Here is a 13,161-nt window from a genome sequence, read left to right as displayed (position 1 = left end):
CTCCTCCTATTCATTTCTCAATTTTAGACCACGAATCTTTAATCTCTTTTGCAATTCTGGTGCAAATAAAACTATGGCTAACAAGATTGCATTAAAGAGACGAACCAGGTTTTGATCTAGATTTGGAATTTCATAGATATTTAAAATAATCAAACGGTAAACAATAGCACCGATTCCGATGGATAACAAACGTCCTCCAATGGTCAAGTCGTGTATCAATACTTCCGCAATAATGACTGCACTCAAACCAACAACGATGGTCCCTGTCCCAGAAGTCACATCTGAAAATCCATCATTTTGTGCAAACAAGGAACCACATAAGGCAATCAAGCCGTTTGAAATCATGTAACCAACAATCTTCATGGTGTCTACATTGACCCCGTTGGCCTCACTCATCGGAATATTGTCCCCAGTCGAACGCAAGACCAAGCCAATCTCTGTTTTCATCAAAAGAGTCAAGACCAAACAAACAAGTAAGAGACAGGCTAAACTGAATGAGAAAACAGCTTCTTCATTTGACAGCCCCAAGCTAGCCAACTGTTTAAAGACAGTCGAAGAATCTCCCAAGGAAAGATTGGGCACACTTCCCATGATTTTAATATTGATTGAATAAAGCCCTGTCAAGGTCACAATCCCTGTCAAGAGAGCTGGGATTTTCATCTTGGTGTGGAGCATCCCTGATACCAGACCAGCTACCATACCTGCCAGCAAAGCAAGTAAGGTCGCAATCCAAGGATTGGTCCCTGCCTGTATCTGTGATACGACGACAGCTGCCCCCAGAGGAAAGGCTCCTTCAGCAGTCATATCCGCAATATCCAAAATACGGAAAGTCAAGTAGACTCCAATGGCCATAATCGACCACAACAAACCTTCTGATAAACTAGATAATACAAAACTCATCTTAAACCTCCTTATTCCTTGCTTTCTAACTTACTAATATCAATTCCCAATGCATCTGCCATTTCTTGATTGGTATGCAATTCCAGTTTTTCAGGCAACTCAACTGCTATATTTTCTGGCTTCTCACCTTTTAAGACACGAACCAGCATTCTTGCTGTCTGACGTCCCAATTCTTCATAATTGGTTCCGTAGTTATACAAGCCACCAACCGCAACCATTTCTGTTGAACCACCGAATACTGGAACCTTGTGTTTAATAGAAACCTGCTTGACTGTTTCCATGGTTGATGAAATGATATTATCCGTTGGTACAAAAACCATATCCACCTCTGCCATCAAGCTTTCTGCAGCCGCCTTGACGTTGTTACTGTCCAAGATTGTTTTTTCAACAACGGTAAAGCCTTTTTCTTCCAGAAGGCGCTTAGCTTCATCCTTTTGGACAACTGAATTGGGCTCGCTCTGAGTATAGAGGATTCCAATTGTTTTAGCTTTTGGCAAGACTTTCTTTATCAAATTGATTTGGGTTGAAATGGCATCTGATGACTGATCGCTTGTCCCAGTTACATTGCCCCCAGGATGTTCTCTTGACTCAACCAACTTGGCACTGACAGGATCCGTTACCGCTGAAAAGATAACAGGTGTCGTTTGCGTTGTATTAGCCAAGCTCTGAGCAGAAGGCGTTGCGATAGCTAGAACGACATCACTAGATTCTGCTAGTTGCTGGGAAATCGTTTTTAGATTTCGTTGTTCTCCCTGTGCATTTTGCAAATCAATCTCAATATTTTCCCCTTCAACATAGCCTTGTTTGGCCAGCTCATCCACAAACCCTTCTCTAGTAGCGTCCAAAGATTGATGGGTAATAAATTGTGAAATACCGATACGAAAAACATCTTTTTTCTTATCTGCCTTCAACTGATGCAAACTAATCAGAGAGGTCAAGAGGATTCCCACTACCAAGAGGGGGGCTAGTAATTTTCGAACAACTTTCATAATGAAACTCCTTCTCAGAAAAGATAAAATAAAAAACCGCCTAGATACTATCTAAACGGATGCTTGAAATAATCTAACAAGTTATAACTTTGCTAGTCCATTTAGATATTCATCTATATGGACCACAATCAAAAATCTTAGCCACATAGATACAAACAAATTGCTTGAACTGTTTGCATCCATGGTGACATGTCTACAAACACTATCTAAAGTAGCTAAAGTAAAAGTTTTGATTCATCGTTACAGCTTGTCTCTTATTCATTTCTTTTTCTGCTTTCTTTTTTGATGTTTCCCATCTTACCACCTTTTTTATCAGCTGTCAAGAATATTTCAGAATTTTTTAAAATTTTTCGAAAATTCTTTCATAATTCTTTTAGGATAATTTCAAAGATTTGCCCATTAGACAAAATAGAACGATTTGAATACTTTTATGGTATTTAGTTGTACTAGAGTCTTTTAAAAGTGTTTTGATAACTTGTATTTCTTCTTTGGTTGATTTCATATCACTATTATATAATGCATTTTGATTTTAGTGTAGTATTAAACTGACTCTTGGCAGTCGGACAAAAAATCGACAGTTATTTTATACTGTTTAAAACCAATAGTCAATACGACAATCTCTTTACTTTTCGGTTATCAACTCTGTAGATTGCTAACATATCCAAAATAAGCCAAGTATCCCGAGGATAGGCAACAGAAATGAATTATTTATACTCTGGATACCACTTAAAATCACGAACTGCTTTGGCCATATCTGTTTCCTTAGCGCGTGCAAGACCTTGCTCTTGTGCTTTTTTAGCGACTGCTTCTGCTACTTTAATAGAAACATCTGCTACATACTTGAATGGTGGCAAGACAGGAGCTCCTGGTTGGCCTGGATTGACAATACCACTCAATGAATGCGCCGCTGCTCCAATCATTTCATCAGTCAAAAGACTTGCTTCAGAAGCCAGCATACCTAGACCAAGACCTGGGTAAATCAGGGCATTATTTGCTTGACCAATCACATAGTCTACACCTTTATAAGAAACCGTATCAGCAGGAATTCCTGTTGCGACAAAAGCTTTGCCATCTGACCATTCAATCAAATCTTTGGCACTAGCTTCTGCCAATTTAGTTGGATTTGACAAAGGGAAGATCATTGGACGTTCTATGTTTTCACACATAGCTTCTACTATTTCTTTAGTGAAGGTATTAGGCTGAGTTGAAGTTCCTACAAGAATGGTTGGCTTCACAGTCTTCACTACTTCAAGCAGGTCAGTCAACTTATCTGCGTTACTAAAGTCAGCACGTTTCTTAGCAAATGGTTTTTGCTCTGGTGTCAAGTCATCCATGTCATCAAAGAGAAGACCTTGTTTATCAACCATAAAGAAACGTTTATAGGCTTCTTCTTCAGAAAGACCTTCACTTACCATTTCACGAAGAACACGAGAGGCAATTCCTGCACCCGCAGTACCACCACCATAGCAGAGATAAACTTGATCTGTTAATTTTTCACCACTAATATCCAGCGAACCAAAGATACCACCCAAGGTAACGATTCCTGTACCTTGAATATCATCATTAAAGGTTGGAATTTGTTTCCGGTATTTTTCAAGAATATTGGCAGCATTCAAGCGGCCGAAGTCTTCCCAGTGAAGGTAGAGTTTAGGAAAGAGACATTCTGCTGTTTGAACAAATTGGTCAATGAAGTCGTAGTAACGATCTCCGCGGACCCGTTCGTGACGATTCCCTAAGTAATTAGGATTGTTACGAAGTTTTTCACGGTTAGTCCCTGCATCAATGACTAAAGGAAGGACCATCGAAGGATCGATTCCAGCAGCACACGTATAGACCATCAATTTCCCAACAGAAATATCAACACCATTTGTTCCCCAGTCGCCAATTCCAAGGATTCCTTCTGCATCTGTTACAACAATGAGACGAATCTCGCGACCCCCGGCAGCGTTTTTCAAAGTAGCTTCAATATTTTCAGGATGATTAATATCAAGATATCCCGCATATTGGGGATCTACAAAAAGATCACTATAGCCTTCAATCGTATCTGCAATGGTTGGATCATATACAATTGGATTGAATTCTTTCAAATGTTGAGAAAAGAGGTAATAGAAAAGAGTCCTGTTGGTATTAAAAATTTCCATTAGGAAAAGACGTTTTTCCAAATCATTGGCTTTTGTTTGCATTTGTGCATAAGTTTGCGCCGCTTGTTCTTCAATCGTTTGAACATACGGTGGCAGTAAACCAATAAGGCCTAGTTCCTTTCGCTCCTCTAAGGTAAAGGCAGTACCTTTATTGAGGAAAGGATTGTTTAAAATATCATGTGCAGTCATAGTGCAACCTCCTTTTTACTTACATTATACCACATGAAACTAATTGTTCGTAAAACGTTGTTGTTTAAATAATACAATTGTATACGCATATGTTATAAATTTCTGAACTCATCAAACTCTCGATGATCTCTCTTTACTAAAAGTTTCGAGTAAAATAAACCAATCATACAAATTGACAATCCTAATTAAAATAAATATCATCTAGGTATGTTATGCAATACTTTGTATTTTTTAAGGTGTTTTTTTGTCATATAAAACTTGTATTCTATTTATATGACAACTAAAAACTATTTACAACAATATATTTCCCAAAAAGTGAAATATTTTCGAACACAGAATAAAATGAGCCAGGAAGAACTTTCGGAACAAGCAGGACTCGGGCTTAAGTATATCAATCAACTTGAAAACCAAAATGTGAATCTGACCATTCACAGTCTTGAAAAAGTGATTGACGCCCTAGAAATGACCCCAGAGGAATTTTTCAATTTTGATAGCCTTGAATCAACCTCTAATAAGAGTGACAATCTTTCACTCAAAAGAATCAACATGAAGATTAAACAGCTCCCTATTGATAAACGAGAAAAAATGTTGGTCATTTTTGAGAGTATCTTAGATAATCTTTGAGATCCCTGACTCACTTACATTTTAACTGGTGAATACTCGTATAGTCAAATTGTAGGATACGGATAAAAATTATTTATCTGCTGTTTTCCACTTATTTTCCTTCTCCAACTAATGAAAGTGAACCCATATGAATTTAAAAGATCTACAATATTTTTATGACCTCTGCCAGCTTCAATCCTATACGGAAGTAGCAAAACAACATAAAGTCAGCCAACCATCTATTTCTTATGCTATCAAGCGCTTAGAGGAATCCTTTAACTGCAAATTGATTCACCATGACCCCTCGCATCGTTCCTTCAAGCTAACTCCTCAAGGACAAATCCTTCTAAAGCATACAGAACTGATTTTACCTGAGGTCATTTCTACTCGCAAAGAAATTAATCGCTCCTTGGCACAATACTCTACTGTAGGATTCCCTCCTATTATCATTCAGTATCTCTTTGCTGCCTTAAACGAAAAAGATAAATTCGATTTTTTAAAAAAGATACGCCCTATCCGCGGTGGCTCCGTAGAGTTATTAAACCTTCTCCTTAAGGGAGACCTTAATGCAAGCCTACTCGGTTTGATTGAACCTCTCAATTATCCTTCAATAGAGACACACGAGCTATTTCATAAAGAACTGTATGTCGTTTTATCTAAGAACCATCCTTTTGCCACTGTTCCTTCCCTCGCTTTTGAAGAATTAGTAGATCAATCCTTTATACTCTTAGACGAACACTTTGTTCACCTGAAAGCTTTTGAAATGCTTAATCAAAAGCATCAAAACAAGGCAGAAATATTCTTTATGATAGATGATATTGTCATTCTTAAAGAACTTTTAAAGAAAGGGATTGGCCTTAGTTTACTGGCTGATATCGCACTTTCTGATGAAGATGATGATTTAATAAAAATCCCTCTTATACCGAAGGATAAGATAACTTTTACAGTTTATTACGCTTACCTTAAATCAGCTACACCGTCATCAGAAATAGAAGCCTTATTTGAACTCCTTAAATCATATGAATAGAAAAACTCTAACTATCAATGAACTGATAGCTAGAGTTTTTTCCATTGTAGATATTAGACTCAATGAAAATCAAAAAGCAAACTAGGAAGCTAGCCGCAGGTTGCTCAAAACACTGTTTTGAGGTGGCAGATAGAGCTGACGTGGTTTGAAGAGCTTTTCGAAGAGTATTAGACTATAGTAGATTGAAGCTAGAGTAATACGCCGCGACTTCTAAAACTTTTCTAGAAATTAATTTGACTTTCCTAATCTAGTTGTTCAGATTTTATTTCATCTCACTATAATTCAATGATTTTCTAAGAATTCTATTTCTTTCGAAAATTCTTTCAAGCTACTTTCAAAGTTTTTTCAAATCAATCCAACAAAAAAAGGTTTATAATTTCCATAAAAGTTGACATGGAAATTATAAAACCATTATTAGTTTAACCCTTGTTGGTAACGCGCCAATTCGGCTTGGTTGGCCCAAACATAGTGACCTGGACGGATTTCTACCATAGATGGCTTATCTGTCTCATAATCATGTTGATCTGGATCATATACTTTCAAGACCTTCTTACGTTCCAAGATTGGATCTGGGATTGGTACCGCTGAAAGCAAGGCTTGAGTATATGGATGAATTGGATTGTTAAACAATTCTTCTGTTTCTGCAACCTCTACAATAACACCCTTGTAAATAACTGCGATACGATCTGAAATAAAACGAACGACAGACAAATCATGGGCGATAAAGAGATAGGTCAAACCAAGTTCTTTTTGGAATTTTTTGAGCAAGTTCAAGACTTGGGCACGCACAGAAACGTCCAAGGCTGAAATGGGCTCATCCGCAATAACAAAGTCTGGTTGCATGACCAAGGCACGGGCAATACCGATACGTTGACGTTGACCACCTGAGAATTCATGAGGGTAACGAGTCAAGTGCTCAGCAAGAAGACCTACTTCACGGATAATATTTTGAACTTTCTCTTTACGTTCTTCTTCATCCTTGAACAGATGATGATTGTAAAGACCTTCAGAAATAATATAATCAACAGTGGCACGTTCATTCAAACTTGCCGCAGGGTCTTGGAAAATCATCTGGATACGACGAATCAATTCTGCAGCTTGTTCACGCGATTTCTTACCATTAATCTTTTGACCATCAAAAATGATATCCCCATTACTTGTATCATTAAGACCGATGATGGCACGACCAATAGTTGTTTTCCCACTACCTGACTCACCTACAAGCGAGAATGTTTCCCCCTTGTTGATAAAGAAGTTAGCATTTTTAACCGCGACAAACTTCTTACTTCCTTCACCGAAGGAAATTTCTAAATCTTTGATTTCTACTAATTTTTCAGACATTTCCTTCCTCCTAGTCAGCCAGATGGGCAAATCCCATTTTTTCACGGATCTTATCATGGAGATTTGCAATCACAGCTGGTTTTTCTACTTTTGGAGCATCCTCATGAAGTAGCCAAGTTTTAGCCCAATGTGTCTCTGATACTGAGAATTGAGGAGCTTTTTGTTCGAAGTCAATCTGCATTGCATAGTCAGAGCGCAAGGCAAAGGCATCCCCTTTCAGGTCAGTATAAAGTGACGGAGGTGTTCCTGGGATTGAGTAAAGATCCCCTTTATCATCAGCAAGCTGAGGCAAGCTAGACAAGAGACTCCATGTATATGGATGGCGAGGGTCATAGAAGACTTCCTCAACAGTTCCATACTCAACGATTTCTCCTGCATACATAACCGCTACCTTATCCGCAATACTTGCCACCACACCAAGGTCGTGGGTGATAAAGATTGTTGTGAAATGGTACTCGTTTTGTAAAGATTTTAGCAAATCAATAATCTGTGCTTGGATGGTTACATCCAAGGCAGTCGTTGGCTCATCACAGATCAAGACATCAGGTCGGCAGGCAAGGGCAATCGCAATAACGATACGTTGACGCATTCCTCCAGAATATTGGAATGGGTATTCATCAAAACGTCTATCTGCTTCTGGAATCCCAACCTTATTCATGTAGTCAATTGCCAATTCTTTCGCTTCTTTAGGCGTTTTTCCTTGGTGTTTTACAATAACTTCTGTAATCTGACTACCAATTGTTTTAATCGGGTCCAAACTAGTCATTGGATCTTGGAAGATAGTCGCAATCTTAGCACCACGAATTTGTTCCCAATCCTTGTGAGAAGATAGAGCTGTCAAATCTTGACCACGGTAGTCAATGCTTCCTTGGGCAATACGACCATTTTCTTCGAGCATACCTGTGAAGGTCTTTGTCAAAACAGATTTTCCTGATCCTGACTCGCCTACCAAGGCTAATACTTCTCCTTCAACTAGTTCAAGGGAAACGCCGCGAATGGCTGTCAATACTTTGTCACGAACGTCAAATTCCACGACAATATCGCGAGCAGTCAAAATTACATTTTTTTCTTTTGTCATTTCTACTCCTATCTATGTGTACGTGGATCACTAGCATCCGCTAAGTTTTGACCAACTACGAAAAGGGATAAGGATACCAAGACAAGAGTTGTCAATGGAATCCAGAACAAGTAAGCATTGGTTGTTACGTTTTGTGAATAATCTGAAATCAGACGCCCCAAACTTGGCACAGTAATCGGTAATCCAAGACCGAAGAAAGACAAGAAGGCTTCGTATGAGATAAAGCTTGGAAGCATTTGAGTCATGGTTGTCACAATAACAGATACCAATTGTGGCATGATGTTTTTGGCAACAATCTTCAAGGTTGGTGTTCCCAAAGTACGTGACGCCAAATTGTATTCCAAGTCACGATAACGCAAGATTTGCACACGGATCATGAAGGCAATCCCAATCCATGTCGTCACACTCATGGCAAAAATCAGATTCCAGAATCCAGCTCCGATTGAGTAAGTCAAGACAATGACAATCAAAAGAGATGGGATGTTTGAAATGACGTTATAAACTTCCATCATCACGCGGTCAACTGATTTTGAAATTCCCCAAATACCACCGACAAAAACACCGATGACCAAGTTAATCACTGTCGCAATCACAGAAATGAGGATAGAGTTACGAGCTCCGAACCAGACACCGTCAAAGAGAGATTTACCGTTACTATCTGTACCGAACCAATGCTCAGCATTTGGCTTGATATAACGAGCACTAAAGTCGTTTACCTTGCTGACATCATTGAAATCAAACTTAGAAAACATTGGGTAGATGAAACTCATCAAAATGATAGCTACCAAGATTCCCAACATGACTACAGTTGATTTCTTCTTCATAAATTGTCTAAACACTGAACCCCAGTATGAATAAGCTGGCGCATCAATGGCTTCAGAGGCAAAATCGTCACGTTTTACAAACTGAAATTTTTCTTTATCGATTGTAGACATTATTTGCCTCCTTTCTCAGTCAATTTAATACGTGGGTCGATAATCGTCATCCAAATATCTCCCAAAAGAAGTGAGAAGATAGAAATACATGTAAAGATGAAGACAAGACCAACGACCATAGAGTTATTAGATGCTTTTACAGAGTCAATCAACATTTTACCCATACCTGGGAAGGCGAAGACTGTTTCAGTAAGGGTTGCACCACCGATAACCCCGATAACAGCACCAGGAATTCCTGAAACCAGCGGAACCATGGCATTTTTAAAGATGTGTTTGTTTGAAATTTCTTTTTCAGACAAACCTTTTGCACGAGCAAAACGAACAAAGTCCTGCGATTGTAAATCAATCATGTAACGACGAATCCAAATAGCTGTACCAGGAGCACCCAACAAACCAAGGATAACTGCTGGTAAAACATACGAACGCCAATCTCCAGCACCCAAGATAGGGAATGAATCTGGCAAGCCGATTGAAGAACCAGCCAAACGAACGATATAAACCAAGGCAATTGTTGGAAGAGCCATCAAGAAGGTCAAAGCCCCTGTTGAGAAGCTATCAATCCAAGTGTTCTTGAAGCGAGCCATAGCTGAACCAAGTGGCACAGCAATCGCATAAGAAATCACCAAACCGATCAATCCAACGACAGCAGAGCTGGCAATCATAGAAGGATATTGGTAATTGCTTTCCGTAGCTGTATAAGGGTCATCTTTTCCGTAGTTGGCTACTTCACGAGAGTCAGCCTGACTAGGTGATTTGTAGGTTCTTGAGTAAATATTTACAGAAGAAGTTTTCTTACCTGTTGGGAACTGAACTTGAGATGTTTTTGTTTGTCCTTGTCCCTGAGTAATAACCTGTAAAACAGGGCTATTAGCATAGGTTGGATAAGAGTCACCTAAATTAATGTTCACAAAGTTTTGATGCACAAACGGGAACTGACTATTGAAGTACAAGAGATATTTATGTTTAGTTCCTGAACCAACCAATGACCATCCGATCGCTGGATCGTTTTCGAAACGAAGGTAACGCTTCAAGTCTGGATTTTCAGGGTCTTGAATTTTATTTGTATGATCAATGTCAATCAAGTTAGCATAGAATTTGAAAACACGTTCAAAAATTGGGATTTCACGAGTAGCGTAGAATTGGCCACTTTCAGTAAATTCTCCCAGGGTCCAACCATGACCGATTTGTTTGATGTATTTTTCATAGATAGCCTTGTTGGTATCATTAGCTTCAACTGTTACAGAAGCGTCCATCTGGCTAGCTTTTTCTTGCAACTCTTTGGTATCGTAGTACTCGATATAGCCCATACGCTCATAGACGGTATTCTCATAGTTATCACGTTTATCAGCAGTTGTCGCAATCTTGTTATAGTTGGTATCCTGTTTGAAAATCAATTTTCGAGGAACCATTGTATAGATAATCGTGTAAGTCAAGGTTGTTACTAAAAAGATAGAAACCAAGGACCGCAAAACACGCATAAAAATATATTTTTTCATATCATTTCCTTTAAAAATCCCAAAAGAACCTTCTCCTCATGGAGAGAAAGTTCTATTGAAAATTATTTACTTCACATGACTTGCCAATTCTTTTTGAGCTTTCTCGTTTGACTCAGTCTTTTCTTTCAACCATTTTTCACGAGCTTTTTCATACTCTTCTTTGGTGATTGCTTTTTCACCAACTTCAGTGTACTTCAAGTATCCTGAATTTTCACCTTTAAGGCCGGCTACAGAATATGAAGAGCTAAATGGTAGAACTTTTGAAACATATGAAACGGCTGTTTCTTTAGGAGAAGCCATTACTGGAATTGTCAAAGCATTGTCAGTCAACCAAGCTTGTGCCACCGCGTATTTTTCATAACGTTTTTGAACATCTTGGTTTTCGCTGTTTGCGTCATCAAGTAATTTTCCATAGTCAGCTAAACCAAGTTTGCTTACTACTGATGCATCTGTGTTTTGGTCAATACCAAGGTAAAGACGAGTGCTTCCTCCCTTAAGGACGAATTGATCCAAGAAAGTAGAAGGATCTTGATAGTCAGGGTTCCATCCTAGCAAGGTATGGATATCCCAGTCTTGCTCTTTAGCTGTTGGAGCGCTAAATGAAATTGGTAAAGCTTCTGCTTGAGTCATTTGTTGTAAGTCTACAACAACATTATCTGAACCCAATACTTTTTCAATTGATTGTTTCAATGATTGAACACGGTTTACAACCGCTGTTGATTCTTGGATAACCAAGGCATCCAAGTGGATTGGGAATTCAACACCTTCAGCTTGTAGGCTTGATTTAGCTTTAGCAAAGACTTCTTTAGCTTTTTCTTCATTGTAAAGGCCATTTTGAGAATCTGCTAGAGACACGTTTGACCAAGTAGAAGAATTTGTCTTAGCCAAGCTATCTTGTACCAATTCACCAAATGTTTTCTTACCAACTTGAAGATTATAAGGTGCAAACGTATTACGGATGGCTACTGCAGCTCCATCAGTACCATTTGTTTGAGCTGAGTAAGAATTGCGATCGACAGCAAAGTTCAAGGCTTGACGGAATTCCTTGTTTAGCAATGCTTTCTGAGTAGATGTCTTTTGAGCATCACTTGTTTTGGCAGTGTGGTTATAGGTTGTACGGCCATAGTTCAAGCTGACAGTTGCAACACCCGCTCCTGGTTCATTAAAGTAAATGTTATCTTTGAAGTCAGCTGCATATTTTTCATATGTAGAACTTGTAGGGAAGATACGAGCCTTGCTATATTGACCATCAGCAAAACCTTTAGCAATCACATCTTGGTCCTTACCATCCCAGAAAGTGAACTTAACGTTCTCAATTTTTACATTTTCTTTGTCCCAGTAAGCATCATTTTTAGCCATCTCGATAGATGATTTTGGAGTTACAGATTTCAAGACAAATGGACCGTTATAAAGAATAGAGTTAGCATCGGTTGGGGCACCAAAACCTTCCCCTTTTGAAGTTAAGAATTCTTCATTAACCGGCATCAAAACACCACTAGTGGTCTTGTCATTCCAGAAAGTTTCTGGCTGGTTCAAGGTATATTCTAGTGTTTGATCATCAAGCGCTTTTACTCCAACGGTTGAAAAATCGCTTGTTTCACCCTTGATATATGCTTCTAATCCCTTAATAGAAGAGCTAACGATTGAAAGTCCTTTTGATTTTCCATCTACAGCGTGTTTCAAACCAGTAACGAAGTCTTTAGCAGTTACAGGAGCGTATTCTTCTCCCTCTGCTGTCACCCATTTAGCATCCTTACGGATTTTATAGGTATAAGTCAAACCATCTTTTGAAACTGTCCATGATTCAGCAATAGAAGGAACTAGATTACCATATTTATCGTTAGCTAACAAACCATCTACAGCATTTGTTGTGACGAATGATGTTGAATCGATATTGCTGACGATATAATCCAAAGTTTCTGGATCTGTTTGATAAACATATTGGTAATCTTTTGCTAGTTTAGCATTATTTGAACTAGTGTTTGAACACGCAGCTAGAACTCCTGACGCTAATAAGGTAGCTCCCGCTACAGCAAGCACTTGACTTTTTTTCATTTATTTACTCCTCTTATAAATAAAGTATAGGTTATCATCAATTATATCATAGATTTCAAGAAAAGTAAACGAATTTTCAGAATATTTAGGCTTATTGACACAAAAAAACTAAAAAAGCTATTGACTGAAAATCATTTTCAAGGTATAATAATAAACGTTAAGGCGGTATAGCCAAGTGGTAAGGCACGGCTCTGCAAAAGCTTGATCGTCGGTTCAAATCCGTCTACCGCCTTCTATAACTTGATTTTTCAGGTTTCACATGAACAGAAAGCCCAGTTTGAAGGGCTTTTTTCTTTTTTCTGATGAATACATATAACTTACAAAAATTTTTGGAGCGAATTTGGGACAGACTTCTTTTTAGGAGACAATCTTTTGATACTCAATGAAAATCAAAGAGCAAACTAGGA

At 38.5% G+C, this 13,161-nt stretch carries 10 protein-coding genes, 1 tRNA gene and 1 pseudogene; 3 read left to right on the top strand and 9 right to left on the bottom strand.

The window, feature by feature from the left end:
* Positions 1-6: 6 nt before the first annotated feature.
* The 4 genes and pseudogenes from HMPREF2613_RS10005 to HMPREF2613_RS09995 form a co-directional block, all read right to left on the bottom strand.
* Positions 7-900 (bottom strand): ABC transporter permease, encoded by an 894-nt coding sequence (locus tag HMPREF2613_RS10005; RefSeq protein ID WP_070480190.1) that lies wholly within the window; start codon positions 898-900, stop codon positions 7-9.
* Between the two features lie 11 nt (positions 901-911).
* Complete coding sequence (locus tag HMPREF2613_RS10000; RefSeq protein WP_070480189.1) at positions 912-1,889, bottom strand: ABC transporter substrate-binding protein; 978 nt, start codon at positions 1,887-1,889, stop codon at positions 912-914.
* Positions 1,890-2,271: 382 nt separating this feature from the next.
* Positions 2,272-2,391 (bottom strand): annotated as a pseudogene (locus tag HMPREF2613_RS11390) (IS630 family transposase); the annotation flags it as partial.
* A 202-nt stretch (positions 2,392-2,593) separates the two neighbouring features.
* Positions 2,594-4,219 carry a malolactic enzyme gene (locus HMPREF2613_RS09995; RefSeq protein WP_070480188.1) on the bottom strand — a complete coding sequence of 542 codons (1,626 nt, stop codon included), beginning with the start codon at positions 4,217-4,219 and terminating at the stop codon, positions 2,594-2,596.
* Positions 4,220-4,492: 273 nt separating this feature from the next.
* Here HMPREF2613_RS09995 and HMPREF2613_RS09990 point away from each other — a divergent pair, with 273 nt between their 5' ends.
* Together HMPREF2613_RS09990 and HMPREF2613_RS09985 are read left to right on the top strand one after the other, a co-directional pair.
* Positions 4,493-4,843, top strand: coding sequence for a helix-turn-helix domain-containing protein (locus tag HMPREF2613_RS09990; RefSeq protein WP_070480187.1), 351 nt, complete (start codon positions 4,493-4,495; stop codon positions 4,841-4,843).
* Positions 4,844-4,970: 127 nt separating this feature from the next.
* Positions 4,971-5,849 (top strand): LysR family transcriptional regulator, encoded by an 879-nt coding sequence (locus HMPREF2613_RS09985; RefSeq protein WP_070480186.1) that lies wholly within the window; start codon positions 4,971-4,973, stop codon positions 5,847-5,849.
* A gap of 414 nt (positions 5,850-6,263) precedes the next feature.
* On the opposite strand, the gene HMPREF2613_RS09980 is transcribed toward HMPREF2613_RS09985, so the two are convergent.
* From HMPREF2613_RS09980 to HMPREF2613_RS09960, 5 genes are all read right to left on the bottom strand, one after another.
* Positions 6,264-7,190, bottom strand: coding sequence for an ATP-binding cassette domain-containing protein (locus HMPREF2613_RS09980; protein ID WP_001291285.1), 927 nt, complete (start codon positions 7,188-7,190; stop codon positions 6,264-6,266).
* A 10-nt stretch (positions 7,191-7,200) separates the two neighbouring features.
* Positions 7,201-8,268, bottom strand: a complete 1,068-nt coding sequence (locus tag HMPREF2613_RS09975; RefSeq protein ID WP_004260573.1) for an ABC transporter ATP-binding protein — start codon at positions 8,266-8,268, stop codon at positions 7,201-7,203.
* An 8-nt stretch (positions 8,269-8,276) separates the two neighbouring features.
* Positions 8,277-9,203 (bottom strand): oligopeptide ABC transporter permease OppC, encoded by a 927-nt coding sequence (oppC, locus tag HMPREF2613_RS09970; RefSeq protein WP_000103691.1) that lies wholly within the window; start codon positions 9,201-9,203, stop codon positions 8,277-8,279.
* The gene (locus HMPREF2613_RS09965) at positions 9,203-10,699 is read right to left on the bottom strand and encodes an ABC transporter permease (protein WP_000759916.1); all 1,497 of its coding nucleotides are present in this window, start codon (positions 10,697-10,699) and stop codon (positions 9,203-9,205) included. Before HMPREF2613_RS09965 ends, oppC begins: the two co-directional genes overlap by 1 nt.
* Positions 10,700-10,765: 66 nt before the next feature.
* Complete coding sequence (locus HMPREF2613_RS09960) at positions 10,766-12,754, bottom strand: peptide ABC transporter substrate-binding protein (protein ID WP_000749582.1); 1,989 nt, start codon at positions 12,752-12,754, stop codon at positions 10,766-10,768.
* Positions 12,755-12,915: 161 nt separating this feature from the next.
* Between HMPREF2613_RS09960 and HMPREF2613_RS09955 the strand changes: the two genes are divergently transcribed.
* Positions 12,916-12,986 (top strand) — tRNA-Cys (locus HMPREF2613_RS09955).
* Positions 12,987-13,161 lie beyond the last annotated feature (175 nt).

It is taken from the genome of Streptococcus sp. HMSC070B10, from assembly GCF_001808665.1.
Classification (GTDB): Bacteria; Bacillota; Bacilli; order Lactobacillales; family Streptococcaceae; genus Streptococcus.
The sequence above is the reverse complement of the archived record's forward strand: the minus strand, read 5'-3'. Positions and strand labels throughout refer to the sequence as shown.

Excerpts from the sequence above, each read along its gene's own strand:
- HMPREF2613_RS09960 (WP_000749582.1), bottom strand. The coding sequence starts at position 12,754 with ATGAAAAAAAGTCAAGTGCTTGCTGTAGCGGGAGCTACCTTATTAGCG.
- HMPREF2613_RS09980 (WP_001291285.1), bottom strand. The coding sequence starts at position 7,190 with ATGTCTGAAAAATTAGTAGAAATCAAAGATTTAGAAATTTCCTTCGGT.
- HMPREF2613_RS09995 (WP_070480188.1), bottom strand. The coding sequence starts at position 4,219 with ATGACTGCACATGATATTTTAAACAATCCTTTCCTCAATAAAGGTACT.
- HMPREF2613_RS09975 (WP_004260573.1), bottom strand. The coding sequence starts at position 8,268 with ATGACAAAAGAAAAAAATGTAATTTTGACTGCTCGCGATATTGTCGTG.
- oppC (WP_000103691.1), bottom strand. The coding sequence starts at position 9,203 with ATGTCTACAATCGATAAAGAAAAATTTCAGTTTGTAAAACGTGACGAT.
- HMPREF2613_RS09985 (WP_070480186.1), top strand. The coding sequence starts at position 4,971 with ATGAATTTAAAAGATCTACAATATTTTTATGACCTCTGCCAGCTTCAA.
- HMPREF2613_RS09990 (WP_070480187.1), top strand. The coding sequence starts at position 4,493 with ATGACAACTAAAAACTATTTACAACAATATATTTCCCAAAAAGTGAAA.
- HMPREF2613_RS10000 (WP_070480189.1), bottom strand. The coding sequence starts at position 1,889 with ATGAAAGTTGTTCGAAAATTACTAGCCCCCCTCTTGGTAGTGGGAATC.
- HMPREF2613_RS09965 (WP_000759916.1), bottom strand. The coding sequence starts at position 10,699 with ATGAAAAAATATATTTTTATGCGTGTTTTGCGGTCCTTGGTTTCTATC.
- HMPREF2613_RS10005 (WP_070480190.1), bottom strand. The coding sequence starts at position 900 with ATGAGTTTTGTATTATCTAGTTTATCAGAAGGTTTGTTGTGGTCGATT.